Annotated in this window: 14 protein-coding genes; 8 read left to right on the top strand and 6 right to left on the bottom strand. The window is 60.9% G+C overall.

The window, feature by feature from the left end:
- Positions 1 to 271: 271 nt before the first annotated feature.
- The 3 genes from ALFI_RS09475 to ALFI_RS16580 are packed head-to-tail and all read right to left on the bottom strand — an operon-like array spanning position 272 to position 2,394.
- Positions 272 to 1,024: a LytR/AlgR family response regulator transcription factor gene (locus tag ALFI_RS09475; RefSeq protein ID WP_009597005.1), complete on the bottom strand. Its 753-nt coding sequence runs from the start codon at positions 1,022 to 1,024 to the stop codon at positions 272 to 274.
- 1 nt (position 1,025) lies between these two features.
- The gene (locus tag ALFI_RS09470; protein WP_244264959.1) at positions 1,026 to 1,922 is read right to left on the bottom strand and encodes a sensor histidine kinase; all 897 of its coding nucleotides are present in this window, start codon (positions 1,920 to 1,922) and stop codon (positions 1,026 to 1,028) included.
- Entirely contained in the window at positions 1,834 to 2,394 is a 561-nt protein-coding gene (locus ALFI_RS16580) for a hypothetical protein (RefSeq protein ID WP_244264958.1), read from the bottom strand. Before ALFI_RS16580 ends, ALFI_RS09470 begins: the two co-directional genes overlap by 89 nt.
- Positions 2,395 to 2,630: 236 nt before the next feature.
- Between ALFI_RS16580 and ALFI_RS09460 the strand changes: the two genes are divergently transcribed.
- The 8 genes from ALFI_RS09460 (at position 2,631) to ALFI_RS09425 (ending at position 18,601) form a co-directional block, all read left to right on the top strand.
- Complete coding sequence (locus ALFI_RS09460) at positions 2,631 to 3,938, top strand: MFS transporter (RefSeq protein WP_014775647.1); 1,308 nt, start codon at positions 2,631 to 2,633, stop codon at positions 3,936 to 3,938.
- Between the two features lie 43 nt (positions 3,939 to 3,981).
- A complete protein-coding gene (locus tag ALFI_RS09455; protein ID WP_081488097.1) occupies positions 3,982 to 7,023 on the top strand; it encodes a SusC/RagA family TonB-linked outer membrane protein in 3,042 nt (1,013 codons plus the stop codon).
- Positions 7,024 to 7,036: 13 nt separating this feature from the next.
- Positions 7,037 to 8,695 carry a RagB/SusD family nutrient uptake outer membrane protein gene (locus ALFI_RS09450; RefSeq protein WP_014775645.1) on the top strand — a complete coding sequence of 553 codons (1,659 nt, stop codon included), beginning with the start codon at positions 7,037 to 7,039 and terminating at the stop codon, positions 8,693 to 8,695.
- A 23-nt stretch (positions 8,696 to 8,718) separates the two neighbouring features.
- Positions 8,719 to 10,533: a SusF/SusE family carbohydrate-binding protein gene (locus ALFI_RS09445; protein WP_009596999.1), complete on the top strand. Its 1,815-nt coding sequence runs from the start codon at positions 8,719 to 8,721 to the stop codon at positions 10,531 to 10,533.
- 107 nt (positions 10,534 to 10,640) lie between these two features.
- Positions 10,641 to 12,959 (top strand): alpha-amylase family glycosyl hydrolase, encoded by a 2,319-nt coding sequence (locus ALFI_RS09440; protein ID WP_014775644.1) that lies wholly within the window; start codon positions 10,641 to 10,643, stop codon positions 12,957 to 12,959.
- A gap of 40 nt (positions 12,960 to 12,999) precedes the next feature.
- Entirely contained in the window at positions 13,000 to 14,307 is a 1,308-nt protein-coding gene (locus tag ALFI_RS09435; protein ID WP_015545742.1) for an alpha-amylase family glycosyl hydrolase, read from the top strand.
- 208 nt (positions 14,308 to 14,515) lie between these two features.
- A complete protein-coding gene (locus ALFI_RS09430) occupies positions 14,516 to 16,393 on the top strand; it encodes a glycoside hydrolase family 13 protein (protein WP_014775642.1) in 1,878 nt (625 codons plus the stop codon).
- Between the two features lie 12 nt (positions 16,394 to 16,405).
- Positions 16,406 to 18,601 carry a glycoside hydrolase family 97 protein gene (locus ALFI_RS09425; RefSeq protein WP_009597069.1) on the top strand — a complete coding sequence of 732 codons (2,196 nt, stop codon included), beginning with the start codon at positions 16,406 to 16,408 and terminating at the stop codon, positions 18,599 to 18,601.
- Between the two features lie 250 nt (positions 18,602 to 18,851).
- Here ALFI_RS09425 and ALFI_RS09420 read toward each other — a convergent pair whose 3' ends face one another.
- The 3 genes from ALFI_RS09420 to ALFI_RS09410 are packed head-to-tail and all read right to left on the bottom strand — an operon-like array spanning position 18,852 to position 21,063.
- Positions 18,852 to 19,610, bottom strand: a complete 759-nt coding sequence (locus tag ALFI_RS09420) for a hypothetical protein (protein ID WP_014775641.1) — start codon at positions 19,608 to 19,610, stop codon at positions 18,852 to 18,854.
- Positions 19,611 to 19,634: 24 nt separating this feature from the next.
- On the bottom strand, positions 19,635 to 20,705 hold the full coding sequence (locus ALFI_RS09415; RefSeq protein WP_009597064.1) for a relaxase/mobilization nuclease domain-containing protein: 1,071 nt from the start codon (positions 20,703 to 20,705) through the stop codon (positions 19,635 to 19,637).
- A complete protein-coding gene (locus ALFI_RS09410) occupies positions 20,695 to 21,063 on the bottom strand; it encodes a MobC family plasmid mobilization relaxosome protein (protein ID WP_009597001.1) in 369 nt (122 codons plus the stop codon). The genes ALFI_RS09415 and ALFI_RS09410 overlap by 11 nt, the downstream gene beginning before the upstream one ends.
- Between the last annotated feature and the right edge of the window lie 227 nt (positions 21,064 to 21,290).

Below are 21,290 nucleotides of genomic sequence, written 5' to 3'. Positions count from 1 at the left end.
CCCCTGCGGAAACCTTCCACGGGAATCCCTTCCTGGGATCTCTCAACCGAAGCCCTCGAAGGACGCCTCCGGAGGAACGCCCGCAGCATGATCCTTCAAAGTGAACTTTCAGTCCTCGGCGGAAAATTCCAGAGGAACTCCTCTGCGGAACTCCCCTCTCCCGCCGGAACCGGAGCCCCCGCCCGCCGCAGGAACGGTAACCCGGAAGGCCGGAGGACAAAACCCGGAAACGGAGGGGGGGGGCCGAAGACCTGCCCGTCGCGACCAAGGCTCAGCCATTCCCCTCCAGCCACTTCAGGAAGTCGTCGACCCGCGACCGGCTCACCACCATCTCGAACTCCGGACGCGGACGTGCCGTGATCTTCAGCCGGTTGCCCAGGTATTTCACGATGCTGACGATCGCCGGCATGGCGATGATGCAGCTGCGCGATATGCGGAAAAACCGCCCGGGATCCAGTTCGTCCGAAAGGACGTCGAGCGACTGATCCATGATGTAGCGGTTGTTGTCGTTCGTGACAAGGTAGGTGTTTTTCTCTTCCGAGTAGAAATAGGCGATGTCGGTGGTCTGCACCGGGACGATCCGGTCGTTGAAACGCACGACATAGCGCTGTTTGTATTCGCGCGGGCTGCGGATTGCGTTCAGCAATACGTCGGGGTCGATGCCCCCGCTCCGCACACGGCAACGTTCCACGGCACGCCGCAGCGCCGCGAGGTCGATCGGTTTGAGCAGGTAGTCGATGCTGTTGACCTCGAACGCCCGCACGGCGTAATTGTCATATGCGGTGGTCATGATGACCCGCGCCGTTACGTCCGCCTGGCGGAATATCTCGAAGCAATCCCCGTCGGAGAGTTCCACGTCCATGAAAATCACATCGGCACTGTTCCCCGGCGTGCGCAGCCAGAGCACCGTTTCCCTGACCGAGCCGGTCGTCCCGACGATCCGTACGTCGGGAAAATGCTGGGTCAGCGCTCGCGCCAGGTTTGCCTGGGCCATCATTTCGTCTTCTACGATCAGTACGTTCATATTACAGCAACGGTAAGGTGACACAATATTCGGTATCGGTACGGCGTATCCCGATCGGGATGCCCGACAGGTCGAGGTACTGCTGGCGGATGTAGTTCAGCCCCACACGGGTCGAGGGGTTGCCGGATACCTTCAGCTGAAGGTTGTTCGACACCGTCACGGCCTCGGCCACGGCGACGATGCGGATCACCAGCGGCCGGTCGGCCCCCACCGAGTTATGCTTGATGGCGTTTTCGATCAGCAACTGCACCGAGCAGGGCAGGACATGGCGGTTCATGGCCTCATCCGAAATGTCGGTCTCCACGCGGAACCCTTCGGGGAAACGCACCTGTAACAGGTCGACGTACATCCCCACGAAGGCCATCTCCTCGCGCAGGCGCACGAGTGTCTCCTCCTCGTTCTGGAGCATGTAACGGTAAATGCCCGCCAGTTTATGGATGTAGGCGCTGGCCTGCTCCGTGCGCTGCTCGCAGACCAGGCAGTCGAGGATATTGAGCGAGTTGAACAGGAAATGGGGGTTGACCTGCTGTTTGAGTTTCATGTAACGGAACTGCGCCTGGTGCGCCTTGCCGCGCTCGGCACGCAGCACGGCACGTGCGACCAGGGCGTAATCGACCATAAATACGACCGAATAGAGGGTCACCTCGACCAGCAGGGTGACGATCCACAGTTGCAGGAACTCCCGTGCGGTGAACGAGCGGTCGAAGGCGAACGGCAGGTGCAGCCCCGTAATGAGCGCCACGCAGGCCGACGTGAGCAGCACGAACAGAAGGAAGGCCGCGATTTCGGCGATCGGGCCGTGTCGGGTTTCACGCCTGCGCGTATGCCGGACATAGATGATATTGACGCACAGCAGGATAATCAGTGCCGCGGAATTGGAAGCCAGCAAGTCGGCCATGTGGTAGAGGCGGTCTGTGGAAAAGGAGGGCGAGGCGAAAAGCTCGACATAGGCCAGCCTCAGCACGAAAATCCCCCCCCACGGCCAGCAGCAGCAACCCGATGCGGGGCGTCCAGGCCGAGGAGCGGCTCGCCGTGTCGTCGCCGCGGCGGAACAACTTGGTGAACCACACGATGCTCCAGCCCAGGATCTCGGTGGTGATGAAGGTCGAGACGGCATGCACCACGGGCGAGGCGTGCAATAACAGCTCGATCAACTGCGCACCGCCCGTACCCAGCAGGTAGCCGATCACGTTGACGACGATCACGCTGGCAGCGGTGAACTCCACGTTCAGTCCCCGTTTGAGGCAGATCAGCACGATCAGCACGATCGTCAGCAGCGTCAGCACCAACTCGTCGTTGATCCCCGCCAGATGGCACGAAAGGGCGACCACGGCATGGAGCACGGCGAACAGGTGGATGATTCCGGACACTTTGAGCGATCGCATATAGGCTGACTGAGGCTGTATTAAAGTATATACGGGTTTCGTTTATTACGAATAAAGGTAGTGTTTTTCCGCGGAAATTCCAAATCGTCCCCCGCGGGCTACCGTTCGTCGCAAAAATCCGCCCGTTCATCCGGCTGAACCTTCCGTTCGTCGCCCTGCGGTTCGCCGTCCGGATTTTTTATTAAAATTTGTATAACCTGAAAACCAACCGAAAAACCGAAATGACCAAGCCTAAACTCTCATTTTGGCAGATTTGGAACCTCAGCTTCGGCTTCCTCGGCGTGCAGATCGGATATTCGCTCCAGAATTCCAACACGTCGAGCATCTTCGAATCGCTGGGGGCAGATGTCAGCCACCTGAGCTACTTCTGGCTGGCGGCACCGCTGGCCGGCATGATCGTCCAGCCCATCGTGGGGCTTTTTTCCGACGGCACCTGGACGCGCTGGGGCCGCCGCATCCCCTACATCCTGGGCGGGTCGCTGATCTCGGCGCTGGCGCTGGTGCTCATGCCCAACTGCCCCAAACTGCTCGCCTTCGCCCCGCTCGCCATGGGGGCTTTCATCCTGCTGTTCATGGATTTGTCGTTCAACGTCACGATGCAGCCCTTCCGGGCGCTGGTGGCCGACATGCTCGACGATTCGCAGAAGACACAGGGCTACGTGGTACAAACCTTCCTGATAAACCTCGGTGCGGTCGTCGGCGCTATCCTGCCGCTCGTCATGACATGGCTCGGCGTGTCGGACGAGGCCGCTCCGGGGCATGTTTCGCCGCACATCGCCTACTCCTACTATGCCGGGGGCGCGATCCTGCTGCTCACGGTGCTCGTCACCTCGTTCAAGACACGGGAATATCCGCCCGGGGAGTTCGCCCGCTACAACAACCTCTCCGAGGAGGACGCCAAACCGATGAGCTTCGTCGGCCTCATGCGCAACGTCCCCGGCGTGATGGTGCGGCTGGGCGTCACGCAGTTCTTCTCGTGGGCGGCGCTCTTCCTGATGTGGACTTACCTCAAACCCGCCATCACGGGTGTAGTCACCGACCATGCCACGGGCGAAGTGCTCTCGGCCGGCGCCACGCAGACATGGGTCGGCGTGCTCAACGGCACCTACCCCATCCCCGCCTGCATCGCCGCCCTGTTCCTCGGGCGCGTCGCCGCGCGCTACGGCAACAAACCCGTCTACGCTGCCTGCCTGCTCGCCGGGGCGCTGGGCTTCGCGGGGTTGTGCCTGCTGCACGACCAGTACGCGCTGATGCTCCCGATGGTGGGGATCGGCATCGCCTGGGCGGGCATCCTCGCCATGCCCTACGCCATCCTGTCGCGCGCGGTCGAGCCACGCCGCATGGGCGTATACATGGGTATCTTCAATTTCACGATCACCGTCCCCCAGATCGTCATCGGACTGACCGGCGGTGCCATCGTCAAGTACTGCTTCGCCTCCGATGCGGCCGACATGCTGGCGCTCGCCGGGGTATTCATGCTGCTGGCCGCCGTGTCGGTCTTCCTGGTCAAAGAACACAAGGCCCAATGACCTACAATCCATAAAATCAACTTATAAACTAACCAAAATTCTTATGAAACGATTTTTAACTATGTGTGCGGGTATCTTGCTCATATGTCAATTTACCCCCCCCCTCACGCTGGCGCAAAACGCTGGTTATGAGGTAAAAGGCGTAGTTGTCGACAAGTCCGGGATGCCGATCCTGGGCGCTACCGTCGTCGAAAAGGGCACGACCAACGGTGTCTCGACGGGCATCGACGGCGACTATGCCATCCGCGCCGCCGGCCCCGAGTCGGTCATCGAGGTCAGCTATGTCGGTTACAAGACCGTCAGCCTGGTGGCCAGTTCGTCGCTGCTGGCGCACCTCACGCTCGAAGAGGATGCCATGGGTATCGACGACGTGGTGGTGATCGGCTACGGTACGGTCAAGAAGAACGACATGACCGGTTCGGTCGTGGCGATCAAGGCCGAAGAGTTCAACCGCGGCGCCGTGGTCTCCACACAGGACATGCTCAAGGGTAAGGTTCCGGGCGTGCATATCATCCCCGGCGACGGAGGCCCCGGATCGAGCGCCACCATCCGCGTGCGCGGTGCGGCTTCGCTCAACGCCTCGAACGACCCGCTGATCGTGATCGACGGGGTGCCCATCGCAGTCGACGGCGGCAAGGGTATGGCCAACCCGCTGGAGACGATCAACCCCAACGACATCGAATCCTTCACCGTGCTCAAGGACGCTTCGGCGGCGGCCATCTACGGTTCGCGCGCCTCGAACGGCGTCATCCTCGTCACCACCAAGAAGGGGCGCGGCAACACGCCCCGCGTATCGTACAGCGGCAGCGTGAGCGTCCAGACCAACTCCGACGAGCTGCCCGTGATGTCGCCCGGCGAGTTCCGCACCTACATCGACCAGGTATACCCCGCAGGTACGACCACGGGCGACAAGGTGCAGTCGATGCTCGGCGACAAGAACACCAACTGGCAGGACTTGGTCTTCCGCACCGCCATTTCGCATGACCACAACGTCAGCCTGATCGGCAACATCAACGATAGGATGCCCTACCGCGCATCGGTGGGCTACACCAACCAGCAGGGTACGCTCGAAACATCGAAATACGAACGCGGGACGCTCGACCTGAGCCTCTCGCCCAACTTCTTCGACAAGCACCTCACGGTCAACCTCAACGCCAAGGGCGTCATCACGTCGCAGCGCTACGCCTCGGGCGGCGTGGTGGGTTCGGCGGCCTTCTTCAACCCCACGATCGACCCCTATTTCCGCAACGACGACGGTTCGATCGACTACACGACCACCAACGGATACTGGAACTACGGATCGGGCCGCGGCGAGGACTTCACGCCCAACACCCTGCTGGGCGCAGGCCCGCTCTCGCAGCTCTACGACCGCGACAATACGGCGCGTGCCAAGCGTTTCATCGGCAACGCCCAGATCGACTATAAGGTTCACGGCTTCGAGGCGCTGCGCTTCAACCTCAACCTCGGCCTCGACGTATCGAGCGCCAAGACCTACGACGGCGTGAACCCCGGCTCGTTCCAGGCATACACCGACACCGAGGCCCGCGGCTGGGGACAGTATTCGTGGACGACGAACTTCCGCCGCAACCAGCTGCTCGAATTCTACGCCAACTTCAATAAGGAGTGGGGCATCCACCACCTCGACGTGATGGCCGGTTATTCGTGGCAGCATTTCTACAGCTCCGACCACTCGGTATCCTATTTCAACGAGACGCACGAGCAGAAGGGCGAGGATTCGCGCTACCCGTTCAACCGCCAGGAGAATTATCTGCTCTCGTTCTACGGACGCCTGAACTATTCGATCGCCTCGAAATACCTCTTCTCCTTCACACTGCGTGACGACGCCTCATCGCGTTTCTCGAAGGATACCCGCTGGGGCCTCTTCCCTTCGGGCGCCTTTGCGTGGAACATCGCCGAGGAGAATTTCCTGAAGGATTCGCGTGCCGTCTCGGCCCTCAAGCTGCGCGTCAGCGTGGGGCAGACCGGGCAGCAGGAGATCGGCTCCAATTATCCCTACCTGGCGCGTTACTACATGTCGACCGACGTCTATAAGACCTATTACATGGGCAGCGCCGGGCACATGTTCTACCTCACGCCGGGCGCCTACGACCCCAACATCAAATGGGAGACCACGACGACCTACAACGTCGGCCTCGACTTCGGGTTCCTCGGCGGGCGCATCAACGGCAGCGTCGACTGGTACCTGCGTCAGACGGACGACCTCCTGAACAACGTCATCACCCCCATGGGCTCGAACTTCGGCAACACGGTGCTCACCAACATCGGCTCGATGGAGAACAAGGGCGTGGAGTTCAACCTGAATTTCATCCCCGTGCAGACCAAGGACTGGAACCTCACGGTCGGCTTCAACGGCACGTTCCAGCACACCGAGTTCACCAAGCTCAACAACACCGACGACCCCGACTACGCCATCCAGGTGAGCAGCATCACCAAGGGTACGGGCAACCTGCTCCAGCGCCACATGGTGGGTTATGCACCCTACACCTACTACTGCTTCCAGCAGGTTTACGACCAGGACGGCAAGCCGATCCAGAACGCATTGGTGGATCGCAACAAGAACGGCCAGATCGACCAGGGCGACCGTTACATGACCGACAAGAGCCCCAACCCCGACTTCTTCTACGGCATCAGCCTCAAGCTGAGCTACAAGAACTGGGACTTCGGCTTCAACGGCCACGGTTCGGCGGGCAACTGGGTCTTCAACGACTTCGCCTCGGCCAACTCGACGTCCAACATCGACATCAACGCCGGCAACCTGCCCAACTTCGCACGGCTGGTCAAGAAGACCGGCTTTACGAAGGCCAACAGCGGCGAGCAGTGGTATTCGGACATGTTCCTCGAAAACGCTTCGTTCTTCCGCATGGACGACATCAACCTCGGGTACACGTTCAACAAGATTGGCAACTGGAAGGGCTCGATGCGCGTCGCCTTCGGCGTGCAGAACGTATTCGTCATCACCGATTACAGCGGCGTAGACCCCGAAATACCGGGCGTCAACGGCATCGACGGCTCGATCTGGCCGCGCCCGCGCACCTATTCGCTGCGTCTGAATGTAAACTTCTAAAAACGAACGAACCATGAAAATCGACATAAAACATTTCGCCTTGGCGGCGGCAGGCGCAACGATGCTGCTCACTTCGTGCATCGGGGATCTCGACACCCTGCCCCTCAACCCGTCCGACTCGACCTCGGAGACCGTCTACGGGAAAGACGAGAACGGCTACCTGGCCGGGCTCACCAAACTCTATTTCAATTTCGTCTCGAACGACACCACCGACCTGCAGGTCAGCGACGGCGGCGCCTCGGAGCTCATCCGCGCATTCTGGACGATCCAGGAGGTTACGGCCGACGCCTGCAAATGCGCCTGGGAGAACGACGCCTGGGTTCGCGCCATGAATACCGACACGTGGTCCGACGCCGACAACGACGCGACCTACGCCGTCTACGTACGTACGTTGCAGGGCATCGCCTACGTGAACGAGTACCTGCGCCAGACCGCCTCGGACAAACTCTCCGACCGCGGCGTGAGCAGCGAACTGGCCGCCAGGATCCAGAGCTTCCGTGCCGAGGCCCGTTTCCTGCGCGCCTATTTCTACTGGATCGCCCTCGACGTGTTCGGCGACGTGCCGTTTACGACCGAGACCTCGCCCTTCGGCGGCGGTGTGAACCCCAAACAGGCCTCGCGCAAGGATGTCTTTGACTACTGCATCTCGGAGCTGACCGACCTGGCTTCGGACGAAAGCGCGATGCCTGCCGCACGCTCGAACTACCCGCGTGCCGACAAGGGTGCGGTCAACGGCCTGCTGGCCCGCATGTACCTCAATGCCGAGGTTTATGCCGGCACCCCGATGTGGACGGAGGCCAAATCCGCCTGCGAAGCGATCTTCGGCATGGGCTACTCGCTCTGCCCGGAGTATTCCGACCTCTTCCGCGGCGACAACGGCGAGAACGCCGACGCCCTGAAGGAGATCATCTTCGGCGTGGCATACGACGCCGAGCAGACGCAGTCCTACGGCGGCACGTCGTACCTGACGCTGGCAGCCATCGCCGCCACCGACGTGACGGCCGAACAGAAGATCAACGGCGTGAACAACGGCTGGGCCGGCATCCGCGTACCCTACGAATACGTACAGAAATATTTCAACGCCCGCAACGCGGACTACACCACGGGCGAATATACGGTCAACGACAAACGCGGCGGAATGTTCTACATCAAAGGCCGCCAGGAGTCGATGAACGATGCGCTCTATGTCTTCCTCAACGGGTGGACTTGCCTCAAGTTCAACAATATCCCCCACGACATGACCAACGACGAATTCCTTGCCACGGCTGCATCGAAGGCATACAGCGACATCGACTTCCCGATGATCCGCCTGGGCGAGATCTACCTGATCTACGCCGAGGCCTGCATGAACCTGGGACAGGCCAACACCGCGCTGCCGAAGCTCAAGGAGCTGACCGACCGCGCCGGGGTATCGGCCCCCTCGTCGGTCACGGCCGACTACCTGCTCGAGGAGCGTGCCCGCGAGCTGATGTGGGAGGGGCACCGCCGCACCGACCTGATCCGCTACGGCAAGTTCACCACCCCGTCGTTCCTCTGGACATACAAGGGCGGCACCTTCACCGGACAGGGGTTCGATGATTACATGAAAATCTTTGCCATCCCTTCGTCGGAGCTCGCTTCCAACCCCGAACTGCACCAGAATCCCGGCTACGGAAACGCAACCGATAAATAACCAACCCTAAAAATCGTACGACTATGAAAATTACACGATATGCGATGATGCTGGCGGCTGCGACGGGGCTCCTCTCCGCCTGCCAAAAGCTCGACGAGGTAAAGGCCTACGACCCCGACAAGGTCGTGGCGCCCGTGCTGCATGCGCTGCCCGGGGAGATCGTCATTACGCCCGACAACATGGGCTCGACGCAGACCTTCACCTGGGACGCCGCCGACTTCGGCGTCCGCACCCAGATCAACTACTCGATCGAAGCCTCGTACAACGACGGTGCGAAACTGGTGCTCTTCACGGGAATGAACGGCACCTCGTCGGAACAGACCTATGAAAGCCTCAACAACATCCTTGCGCTGTCCGTGGAAGACGGCGGCCTGGGGGTTCCCTCGGGCGAACCTACGGACGTGGATTTCTACATCAGCGCCACGATCGGCACCGACTTCGAAAAATTCTACTCCGCCCCCGCCACCGTCCGCATGACCGTGACGACGGCCGAGCGTACCTATCCCCAGGTCTGGGTAATCGGCGATTACTGCGGCTGGAATTTCGACAACGCACAGGGACTGTTCTGTTTCTCCGGCGACGAGGTCACCTACGAAGCTATCGTTGACTTGGGCGAAAAAGCCGCCAACGGCTTCAAACTGAGCGGCGAAGCCGGTTGGAACGATGCCTGCAACTGGGGCACCGACGGTGATGCTGCGGCTCCGGAAACGGAAGCCCCGTCGATCACGCTGATCTCCAGCGGCGGTTCCGGAAACATCATGGTCTATTCCAAGCGCTTCTACCGCTTCGTATTCGACCGTTCGACATTAACGTTAAGCAATAAGCTGTCGTTCAACTCGATGGGTATTATCGGCGATGCCACTCCGGGCGGCTGGGACACCGACACGGAGATGAATTTCGACACCCAAAAACAGCGTTTCTGGGTCGACGTCACACTGACCGCCGGGGAATTCAAATTCCGTGCGGACAACGACTGGGCGATAAACTTCGGCGGGGCGGACGGACGCCTTTCGCAGAACGGCGACAACATCAAGGCCACGGCGGGCAACTACCGCGTATACGCAACCCTGAACAACTCTGCGGAGATCACCTACGAACTCAATGCCGGCGACTACGGCACGGGCGGCGGCGAAGAACCCGACCCGGGGCCGGAAAAGGCCGACTGGTACATCCACGGCCAGACCGTCGCAACCCCCGACTGGGGCCCGACGGCCATGGAGAGCGCCAGCTCGAACATCGTGGCCTACAAGGCCGCAGGGGTCGAGGTAGCCGCCAACTCGGAATTCCTCTTCAAGAGCGGCGACGAGTCGCAGTGGATCGGGGCCGACGCCGCATTCGCCGGCAGCAGCCCCTACACCTGCACGATCGGCTCGGCCTTCAAGGTTTCCGCCGACAAGGTCAATGCCGTGATCGCCGAAGCCGGCACGTACGACTACTGGCTGCTGCCCGAGGCGGGACGCGCCTACGTGATGGCCGCAGGCGCCAAGCCCGAGCTGGTCGCCGACACATGGGGACTGGTCGGCAACATCACCGGATGGGGTGACCTGGGCGATTTCTCCATGAGCGAGGAGGGCGCCTACCTCGTTCGCAAAGGCGTAGTCCTGACCACCGCCAGCGAATTCAAGATCCGCTTCAACAACGCCTGGGACGACTCCAAGAACTACGGCACGGCGTCGGGCGGTGCGGTCGACATCAACAAGGCCGTCGACATCATCACCAGCGGCGGTTCGCAGAACATGAAAGTCCAGCTCGACGGCACCTACGACATCTATTTCGACCTCGCGAATTCGCAGATATACATCATGTCCGAGGGCAAGACCCCGGCAGAGGCCGAATAACGGCCACCCTTTCACGGGACGGCACACAGAGATTGCCGTCCCGTTTCTGGCCTGCCGCCCCTGACCGGACGGCAGGCCCCGAAACGAACTTTAACCGAGATTCCGCTATGAAAAAATTTCTTTTCCTGCTGCTGGCACTCGTACTTTCCGTATCCGTGTCGTGCAGCGACGACAAGACCGGCGATACCGGCGGCAGTATGCTCTCCGTGACCCCCGCGGAGATAGAATTCGAAGCCGCAGGCGGCAGCCGGCTGCTCGACCTGCGCACCGATGCGGGCGCGTGGTCGCTGACGCAGAGCGACAATACCGCATGGTGCACACCGGCCCTCACATCGGGCAAAACCTCCACGTCGTTCGCGGTCACGGCGACCGCAAACGAGTCGTCGAAACGCTCCGCGACGCTTACCTTCACCGCCCCGGGCTGCGATCCGGTCGTCGTCACCGTGACACAGAGCGGCGATGCCTCCCAGGATTTCGAGGGCGAGCAGGTCGTCGCCCAGCCCGATGCGTGGGACAACCGCAAACGCGCCGACATAAGCTACCAGCTGCTGGTATACAGCTTTGCCGACGGCAACGGCGACAAGGTGGGCGACCTGCCGGGGCTGACCCGGCGGCTCGACTACATCGACGCACTCGGCGCCTCGGCCGTGTGGCTCTCACCGATCCATCCGGCGGCTTCGTACCACGGTTACGACGTGCTCGACTACGAGGCGGTCAACCCCGCCTTCGGGTCGGACGCCGACCTGAGGGCATTCATCGACGCGGCCCATGCCCGCGGCATCCGGGTCTACCTGGATTACGTGCTCAACCATACGGGCAAAGACCACCCGTGGTTCAAATCGGCCGCCGCGTCCGAAGGGAGCCCTTACCGTGACCGCTATATCTTCTCCGAAGACCCGCAGGCCGACATCGCGGCCGGGCGGATCGACCAGATCGCCACGGAAGGCGCCGCAGGCTACGATGCCGGACAATGGTTCTCGACCGACACGGGGGCGGGTGCCGCCGGGCGCTTCAAGTTCGTGCTCGACTGGACAAATGCCGACAGCCCGACGGTGACCGTTACCGAAACGACCGATGCCGCGGATGCGGACAATACGCAGGGCGGCGCGGACGACAAATACCTCTATTTCGGCAACGGCACGAGCAAACGCTTCTACGCCAGGGGCGGCAACAGTTACGAACTGACGCTCGACTTCGATTCCGACTGGGGATTCCTCGTCCGCACCTCGACCACGTCGTGGGCCGCAGGCACCAAATACGGCGCCCCCGACAACCGGACGATCATCCGGTTCGGGGAGCCCTTCACCCTGATGTCGAACCGCTCGGCCGATCCGGCCAACGTGCAGTTCTCGCTGCCGACGATGTACCATTCGCACTTCTGGACGGCGGCATTCGCCGACCTCAACTACGGCAAGGCCGCCGAGGCCGAGCAGTCCGGGGCGTTCAAGGCCGTCACCGAAGCGGCCGACAAGTGGGTACGCATGGGCGTGGACGGGTTCCGCCTCGATGCCGTGAAGCACATCTACCACAACGCCTACAACGACGAGAACCCCACGTTCCTCAAGAAATTCTACGACCGCATGAACGAGAGCTACAAGGCCGCCGGCGGAGAGGGCGATTTCTACATGGTGGGCGAGATGCTCGACGAAGCGGACAAGGCGGCACCCTATTACCGGGGGCTGCCGGCGCTGTTCGAATTCACGTTCTGGTACAAGCTCAAATGGGCGCTGCAAAACGGCATCGGATGCTATTTCGTCAAGGACATCCTCGACGTGCAGCCCCTCTACGCACAGTACCGCAGCGATTATATCGAAGCCACGAAACTTTCGAACCACGACGAGGATCGCACGGGCTCCGACCTGGGACAGTCCGCCGAAAAGATGAAGGTGGCGGCCGCCGTGCTGCTCACGGCGCAGGGCGCACCCTACATTTACCAGGGCGAAGAGCTCGGGTACTGGGGCACCAAATCCAACGGCGACGAATATGTCCGCACCCCGATCCTGTGGGACAAGGCGGGCAACGAACTGGCTTCGGGAAGCCTCTCGGGCAAGATCGACATGCAGATGCTGACCCCGGCGATCTCGGTCGAGGCACAGGCCGACGACGACGGTTCGCTGCTCAACCTCTACCGCACGTTCGCCCGGCTGCGCAACACCTACCCCGTGCTGGCGCAGGGCAAGATGGTCAAACACCCGGTCTACAACGACGGCAACACCTCGCAGCAATCCATCGCGGCCTGGTACCGCGAGCTGGACGGCGAACGGATGCTCGTCGTGCACAACTTCGGCCGGGAGGAGCAGATACTGACCCTTACCGACCAACCGGACAAGGCCGTAGGCGTCTCAGGTGAAGTGAAACTTCAGCGCGGCGACGCTTCGTCGAAACTGCTCATGGGCGCCTGGTCGTCGGTGGTATTCACGCTCTAAACGACACGCCATGAAACGCTTGCCCGCATTACTTCTCGCAATGGTACTGGTTGCCTGCGGCACACGGCCGCAGCAACCGGCCGCCCACCCCGACTGGAGTTACAACTCGGTCGTCTACGAAATGAACGTGCGCCAGTACACCCCCGAAGGGACGCTGGCGGCGGCCGCACGCCACCTGCCCCGGCTCAGAGAACTGGGCGTGGACATCGTCTGGCTGATGCCCGTCTACCCCATCGGCGTCAAGGAGCGCAAGGGAACCCTCGGCTCGTACTACGCCATCTCCGACTACGAAGCCGTCAACCCCGAATTCGGCACGCTGGAGGATTTCGACCGGTTCCTGGCCGAAGCCCACAGACTCGGGCTGCGCGTGATCCTGGACTGGGTGGCCAACCACACCTCGCCCGATGCCCGCTGGATCGAGGAGCGCCCGGCCGACTGGTATGTACGTGACTCGCAGGGCAACACCATCGTGCAGTACGACTGGACGGACATCGCCAAGCTCGACTACGGCAACGCGGACATGCGTGCCGCAATGGCGGCCGCCATGCGTTTCTGGCTCGACCGCGGCATCGACGGATTCCGCTGCGACATGGCGTGCGAGGTACCCATCGACTTCTGGCAGCAGACGCTGCCCGCACTGCGGAAAGAGTACCCCGGCATCTACCTGCTCGCCGAGGGCGAAGCCCCCGCATTGCACGACGGGGCGTTCGACGCCTCGTATGCGTGGGAGCTGCACCACCTGCTGAACGATATCGCACAGGGACGGAAAAGCGCCGCAGACCTGCGTGCCTACGTCGCCAGGGATGCCGCTGCCATGCCGCGCGAGGCGTTCCGCCTGATGTTCACCTCGAACCACGACGAAAACTCGTGGGCCGGGACGGAATTCGAGCGCATGGGCGACGCGGCACGCGTGATGGCGTTGCTGACCTTCACGCTGCCCAACGGGCAGCCGCTCGTCTATACCGGACAGGAGATGGGGTTCGACCACCGCTTCGAGTTCTTCGAGAAAGACCCCGTCCCCGCGTGGGAACGCAACGGATTTACGGATTTCTACGCCGCCCTGATCCGGCTGCGCCACGAGAACCCGGCGCTCGCAGCCGGGGAACGCGGCGGGCAGGCCGCATACCCGCTCGGCGAACGAACACCCGACGGCCTGATGCTGTTTTCCCGTACGGCCGGCGGCAACGAGGTGACAGTCGCTGCGAACCTCAGTGCGGAGGAGGTCGCATTCGACCTGCCGTTCGAGGGCTCGCGCCGCGAGTTCTTCACCGGGAAGGAATACACGGGCGGCACCCGCACCGTGCTTCCCGCATGGCAATGGCTGGTCTTCGCACAAGACAGGAGATAAAAGTTGCGGACATGCGCCGGGGATGCGCGGAAACAGCGCCGGGAACCCGCCGGGAACCCGATAGAACCCGACGGGAATAGACAGTAAACCATCCGAGAAGCACAGGGATGCGCACGAGAAGCACAGGGATGCCCCGGGCGAAACGGGAATCGCTGGAAACCGATTTTTTGCTAACTTTACAAACGACGATATTTTGAACCGATTTTTCATGACACTCGCAGCAGCCGGACTGCTCTCCTGCACAGGGACAGGACAGTCCGCATTCGACCCCGCCTCGGTGGCAGACGCCTCGGGCGAGGTTACCCGCGTCGAACCCCTCTCGTGGTGGACGGGGATGCAGACCCCGCTCCAGTTGCTCGTCAACGGGGCCGGCATCGCGGCATACGACGTCCGCATCGAAGGCGGACAGGGCGTCGGGGTGAAGGCCCGCCACAAAGCCGACAGTCCCAATTACCTATTCGTGGACGTGGAGGTGAAACCCGACGCGGAGCCGGGCACCTACTACCTCGTATTCTCGCAGGGGGAACGACAGTTCAAGGTTCCCTATGAGATCGCGGCACGCGCCGAAGGCTCGGTCGCACGCAAGAGTTTCACCACGGCCGACATGATCTACCTCCTGATGCCCGACCGCTTCGCCAACGGCGATGCGTCGAACGACTCGACGCCCCACACGCGGGAGCGCGCCGACCGCAGCGCCTTCTTCGGCCGCCACGGGGGCGACCTGCAGGGGATGATCGACCACCTGGATTACATCGCAGGGCTGGGCGCCACGGCCGTATGGCCCACGCCGCTGCTGCTGGACGACGAACCCGAAGGTTCGTACCACGGCTACGCCTGCGGCGACTACTACCGCATAGACCCCCGGTTCGGCTCGAACGAACTGTATAGGGAGTTCGTCGGCAAAGCCCACGAGCACGGGCTGAAGGTGATTATGGACATCGTCACCAACCACTGCGGCACGGGCCACTGGTGGATGAAAGACCTGCCTTTCAGAGACTGGATACACCAGTTCCCCGAATACACCGGGACGAACGTCTGCTTCTCGACGAACATGGATCCCAACGCTTCGCGCTACGACCTCGACCTGCAGGAGAGCGGCTGGTTCGTGCCGTCGATGCCCGACATGAACCTCGACAATCCCTATGTGCTGCAATATTTCAAGCAATGGGCCGTGTGGTGGATCGAGTATGCCGGCCTGGACGGGTTCCGCGTCGACACCTACCCCTACAACGAGAAGGTGCCGATGAGCGAGTGGTGCGCGGCCGTACGCAGGGAATACCCCGATTTCAACATCGTGGGCGAATGCTGGACGTCGTCGATCCCGCAACTGGCATACTGGCAGGGCGGCAATCCCAACAAGGACGGCTTCGACTCGCACCTGCCGTCGATCATGGATTTCCCGCTGCAGGAGGCCATCTGCCGGGCGCTGCCCACCGACTCGCTCCGCTGGGGCGAGGGCATGACGCGCGTCTACGACTGCCTGTCGCACGATTTCGTCTACCATGACCTGTCGAAAATGATGATCTTCGTCGCCAACCACGACACCGACCGCATCGGCGACATCGTACGCAGAAACCCCGACCGGCTGAAACTCTCGATGGCGATGCTGGCCACGATGCGCGGCATCCCGCAGATATTCTCGGGCGACGAGATGATGTTCACCTCGAAAGACCTCTCGCAGGGACACGGCGGGCTGCGCGTGGATTTCCCCGGCGGCTGGGAGGGCGACGCGGTGAACCTGTTCGACCCGGCGCAGCGCGATGCCGTACAGGCGGGGCTCTTCGACTACACGCAGCGGCTCTTCCAATGGCGCAAGTCGAAGCCCGTGATCCACAACGGCCGCACGATGCACTTCCTCTCGCGCGACAACACCTACGCCTATTTCCGTTATGACGACACCGACGCGGTATTCGTCTTCATCAACAACTCGCGGGGCAAGAAACAGGTGCCGTGGTCGCACTATGCCGAGATCGCCTCGGGGCTGAGCGACGGGCGCAACGTCCTGACGGGCAAAGCCACGGAGGTGGACGATACCACCACGGTCGGCCCGCGGCAGGCGCTGATCGTAGAATTCAAACGTAAATAACAAGACCGAACCATGAAGAAAATATTTTTATATATCTCCGCGCTGCTGGCCGGTGCAGCCTGCACGGCACAGGAGACGCTCCTCTCGCCCGACGGCCGCCTCCGCCTGGAGTTCAGCCTGGCGGATGGAGGCCGCCCCACCTATACGCTCGATTACAAGGAGCGCCCCGTGATCCTGCCCAGCGGCATGGGGCTCGAACTGCGCGGCGAAGCCCCAAAGCTGGAATTCGGGGCTGAAATCCGCAAGGGCGAACCAGGGCGCCCGGTATCGCTCTACGACGGGTTCACCCTCGGGCAGGTGGCCCGCAGCGAGTCCGACCAGACATGGCGTCCCGTATGGGGCGAGCAGGCCGAGATCCGCGACCGCTATAACGAAATGGCCGTCACGCTGCGGCAGGCCGCGACAGGCCGCGACATGACGATCCGCTTCCGGCTCTACGACGACGGGCTCGGATTCCGCTACGAATTCCCCGAACAGGAGTCGCTGACCTATTTCGTCATCGGCGAGGAGAAAACACAGTTCGCCATGGCGGGCGACCACACGGCGTTCTGGATCCCGGGCGACTACGACACGCAGGAGTACGACTACACGGAGTCGAAACTCTCGCAGATACGGGAGCTGATGCCCGGCGCCATCACGCCCAACTCGTCGCAGACGCCCTTCTCGCCCACGGGCGTACAGACGGCCCTGCAGATGAAGAGCGACGACGGGCTCTACATCAACATCCACGAAGCGGCGCTGGTCGACTATGCGTGCATGCACCTCGACCTGGACGACCGGAATTTCATCTTCACCTCGCACCTTACGCCCGACGCACAGGGGTGGAAAGGCTACATGCAGGCGCCCTGCCATACCCCGTGGCGCACGGTGACGGTCTCGGACGACGCCCGCGACATCCTCGCCTCGAAGCTGATCCTGAACCTCAACGAGCCGTGCGCCTATGACGACACCTCGTGGATCAAGCCCGTGAAATACATGGGCGTATGGTGGGAAATGATCACCGGCAAGAGCGACTGGGCCTATACGCGCGACGTGCCGTCGGTACAGCTCGGCGTGACGGATTACGCCCGATGCAGGCCCAGCGGCCGCCACGGCGCCGAGAACGAGAACGTGAAGCGGTACATCGACTTCGCGGCGGCACACGGGTTCGACCAGCTGCTCGTCGAAGGCTGGAACGTCGGCTGGGAGGACTGGTTCGGGCACACGAAGGATTACGTCTTCGATTTCGTGACCCCCTACCCCGATTTCGACATCGCCGCACTGAACGAATATGCGCACGGGAAAGGCATCCGGCTGATGATGCACCATGAAACGTCGGCTTCGGTGCGCAACTACGAACGCCACATGGAAGCGGCCTACCGCCTGATGGACAAATACGGGTACAACTCGGTCAAGAGCGGGTACGTGGGCGACATCCTGCCCCGCGGCGAGCACCATTACGGGCAGTGGATGAACAACCACTACCTCTATGCCGTCCGCCGGGCCGCCGACCACAAGATCATGGTCAACGCCCACGAGGCGGTGCGCCCGACGGGCCTCTGCCGCACCTACCCCAACCTGATCGGCAACGAGTCGGCACGCGGCACGGAGTACCAGGCGTTCGGCGGCTCGAAGCCCCACCATGTGACGATCCTGCCCTTCACGCGCCTGCAGGGCGGCCCGATGGACTACACGCCCGGCATCTTCGTGATGGACGTCGCGGAGGTCAACCCCGGCAACCACTCGCACGTCAACGCGACGCTCGCCAACCAGCTGGCGTTGTACGTGACGATGTACTCGCCGCTGCAGATGGCGGCAGACCTGCCCGAGCACTATGAGAAATACATGGATGCGTTCCGTTTCATCGAGGACGTCGCACTGGACTGGGAAGAGAGCCGCTACCTGCTGGCCGAACCGGGCGACTACATCGTCGTGGCGCGCAAGGCCAAAGACACGGGCGAGTGGTTCGTGGGCGGCGTGACGGACGAGAACCGACGTACGGTGACGCTCCCGTTCGACTACCTCGATCCCGGTAAGGAGTACGTGGCGACGCTCTACGCCGATGCCCCCGATGCCGATTACCAGACCAATCCGCAGGCATATGTCATCCGCACCGGGAAGGTCAGACAACGCACGGAACTCGACGTGGAGATGGCGCGCGGCGGAGGCTTTGCAATCTCCATACGCGAGGCAACCGACGCAGACCGCAAACTCTGCAAGCTGAAATAACGGGCGATGCCTGCGGACGGCAATCATGCCGGGGCCCACACAGCCCCCTCAAAAAATCCTTTGCCCCTCGTTCTTTTCAAGAACAGGGGCTTTTTTATGCGTATTTTTAAAACGCAAAAGTTCGCCCCTATATTATTGACTCCAAACCATTTACGCCCACAAATCCAAGATTAACACAACTGCTTGATTTTCAAAACAACATGGAGGTGGTCAATCAAAATTAACGAATCATTATAGCGGGGAAAATAAATTATTTTCCCCGCAACTGTGCTGCATCATCAAGTAGCTTTTTCGCTTTGCGCTCTTTGCTTGCAGCCCGCTCTAGTTGTTCTGCCCGCCGCCTTACGGCTTCTTTGTACCGTTCAACTTGGTTTCGGACGGTATCGCGTATGGCCGTGTGCTGCTCATCCCTGAATATCGTTTCCAACTCCATAAGCTCCTTTTCTTTGATCTCACCACGCATTTTCACGTAGCGGTATTTCAGGTCGTTCGCAGCTAACAGCCGATTATTCTCTGAGATTCGGTAAATGAATGCGCCTTGCAGGAAAATACATCCCAGCATGACGAACATCGTCAAAAATGTTTTCGAAGAACTGATATCGAGCGTATAAGTATGCCGGTGCTCCCGCACTGGCAGGTTTTCGGGCTTTACCGCTGCTTCGACAGCTTGCCTCACCTGCTCTATCAATGTATGTGTCTGCCTGATCTCTTTGTCGATCACCTCCAGCCTACCCGCTAACTGCGCCAACAGAGCGTTGTATTTGTCGGTAAATTCCCGCTCCTGCTCGGTTTTTACTCCCGGCAAGGCCGTATGCCGTTGCAGTTGTTCGAGCATCTGTGCGACCTGCCCCTGCGAGAGCTCCGTGGCCTCTATCAGCCGCTCGATCCGTTCCAGCTGTGCATTCTCCAGACCCGCGTTGGCTTTGGTGCTTTTGACAGCCTTGACGAGCGTTTCTTTGAGGTCTTCGTACATTTCGATCGAGAGTCCGATCTTATTTTCGTCGTTCATGATTTTTGAGATTTTCTAATTCGGTTACAGTTTTATTTTGGCTCTTCTTTTCTGTTCTTCCATCCTGCGGCGGTGCTCCATCGCAGCGATGGCCATCGCCTCGGCCGCGGCGTTGAGCAGTGCCGTGATTCGTGCTATATACTTTTCGGGGCTTTCTCCCGGCTTGCGCTGTAACTGCTTGGCGGACACTCCGCCGGGCGAATCGGCCGGCGGCAGTGGAATCCCGCCTGCCTTTCCGAGGTTTACCGATGACGGCTCTTCGCGCGTGCCGCTGCTACCCATACCGCCGAACAACCCTGCAAATGCTGAACGGTAATTGCCTGCCGCCGCCGAGAGGTTCCCGAAGAGCGTTGCCCGGTGTTGGGTTTGTTGTTGAATATTGTTGAACCGGTTGTCGAGTTTCGTAAAGTTGAAAGCCCGGTCGATCTTCGATCCGGAGAACTCGAAGCCGTTTTTCGAGAACAAAACCCCTTGTTTGCGGTCAGTCGAACCGCAATACTTGTAACGGATGCCGATGCCCTGTTTTTCCAGTTGCTTCTCCAGCCCTTTCCATCCGGCGCATCGGGGCAGACACCTTTTGATCGCATCGTGGATTTCGTATCTGGTCTTGTCGGGTTCGCGCAGCCGCTCCCGCCGCACGTCGTCCTTTCCCGGTGCGAGATACAATCCGCACTTCTCGGTCAGCTCCCGGCATACCTTGGCGCTGCGGAGCTTGATGTTCTTGTCCGAAATGGTCTGCCCGTTATTCCCGACCCGGTTGTAGACCAGATGGCAGTGCGGATGGGGCTGGTCGAGATGGCGCACCAATAGGTATTGCGTATCGGTGATGCCCATCTTCTGCATGTACTCCTTTGCGATCTGCGTCATCAGGGCGTCGGTCATCCGCGGAGCGTCCTTGGGTGAGAAAGACAGCGAGATATGCCCGACGGTGTTTTTCAGCCGCGGATTCAATAAGGTCTGGTCTTTGAAGTCCTGCACCATGTCCTTCACTTCCGGAGGCGTAATGCCTTCAGCTTCCAGTATCCGGGATTCCTCTTTCATCACGTAGCCTACCGTCCCCGAAAAGGACGAAGCGGATATGACCTTACCGACCATCGCATATCTGCTTCAGGAGTTTTTCGATGGCCGTGACGATCGCCGCATGCCGTACCCTGACAGCCGCCAGACCTTTGGCATTGGCCAGCCGGGTCAGTTGGTTCAGATTTCGGGCGATGCCCTTGAGTTGGGCCATGAAATCCAGCTGTTCACGGGTGATCCGCGCCCTCACCGTTCCTCGGTCGATCAGCTGGCGCAGGACTTCGGCAGGCGGTTGCCCGGCCTCGCGGCAAAGGGCCGAGAATCGGAGTTTCCGTTCGGGGCTGAGTCGTGTGCTGACGACGTATTTGCAGATGCGGCCGATGCCGACTTTCGGCCGACCGCCCTGTTTGCTGTATGTTTTCTTCGGTGTTTCCATGACAGGTTGTTTCGATAGATTGTTCATGCTATATAGGTTGTTCAGACCAGCGGGATTTTACGCCGGCCAGCGGGGAAGGCGCAGTTTTCGTCTACGAAAACACAACCTTGCCTTCCTTAAACCTTTATCCCTTTCCGACGCGGTGGTTCAATTTCCTCCGGTTCCGCTTTCAGGGCTTGCAGATTATTCCGACAAAGGTGACCCTGCCGGTCGGATGTCGTTTTCGG

This window comes from Alistipes finegoldii DSM 17242 (assembly GCF_000265365.1).
Classification (GTDB): domain Bacteria; phylum Bacteroidota; class Bacteroidia; order Bacteroidales; family Rikenellaceae; genus Alistipes; species Alistipes finegoldii.
Note: the sequence above shows the minus strand (reverse complement) of the source record. Positions and strands in the feature narration are given on the sequence as shown.

Excerpts from the sequence above, each read along its gene's own strand:
- ALFI_RS09475 (WP_009597005.1), bottom strand. The coding sequence starts at position 1,024 with ATGAACGTACTGATCGTAGAAGACGAAATGATGGCCCAGGCAAACCTG.
- ALFI_RS09470 (WP_244264959.1), bottom strand. The coding sequence starts at position 1,922 with ATGGCCGACTTGCTGGCTTCCAATTCCGCGGCACTGATTATCCTGCTG.
- ALFI_RS09460 (WP_014775647.1), top strand. The coding sequence starts at position 2,631 with ATGACCAAGCCTAAACTCTCATTTTGGCAGATTTGGAACCTCAGCTTC.
- ALFI_RS09455 (WP_081488097.1), top strand. The coding sequence starts at position 3,982 with ATGAAACGATTTTTAACTATGTGTGCGGGTATCTTGCTCATATGTCAA.
- ALFI_RS09450 (WP_014775645.1), top strand. The coding sequence starts at position 7,037 with ATGAAAATCGACATAAAACATTTCGCCTTGGCGGCGGCAGGCGCAACG.
- ALFI_RS09445 (WP_009596999.1), top strand. The coding sequence starts at position 8,719 with ATGAAAATTACACGATATGCGATGATGCTGGCGGCTGCGACGGGGCTC.
- ALFI_RS09440 (WP_014775644.1), top strand. The coding sequence starts at position 10,641 with ATGAAAAAATTTCTTTTCCTGCTGCTGGCACTCGTACTTTCCGTATCC.
- ALFI_RS09435 (WP_015545742.1), top strand. The coding sequence starts at position 13,000 with ATGGTACTGGTTGCCTGCGGCACACGGCCGCAGCAACCGGCCGCCCAC.
- ALFI_RS09430 (WP_014775642.1), top strand. The coding sequence starts at position 14,516 with ATGACACTCGCAGCAGCCGGACTGCTCTCCTGCACAGGGACAGGACAG.
- ALFI_RS09425 (WP_009597069.1), top strand. The coding sequence starts at position 16,406 with ATGAAGAAAATATTTTTATATATCTCCGCGCTGCTGGCCGGTGCAGCC.
- ALFI_RS09420 (WP_014775641.1), bottom strand. The coding sequence starts at position 19,610 with ATGAACGACGAAAATAAGATCGGACTCTCGATCGAAATGTACGAAGAC.
- ALFI_RS09415 (WP_009597064.1), bottom strand. The coding sequence starts at position 20,705 with ATGGTCGGTAAGGTCATATCCGCTTCGTCCTTTTCGGGGACGGTAGGC.
- ALFI_RS09410 (WP_009597001.1), bottom strand. The coding sequence starts at position 21,063 with ATGGAAACACCGAAGAAAACATACAGCAAACAGGGCGGTCGGCCGAAA.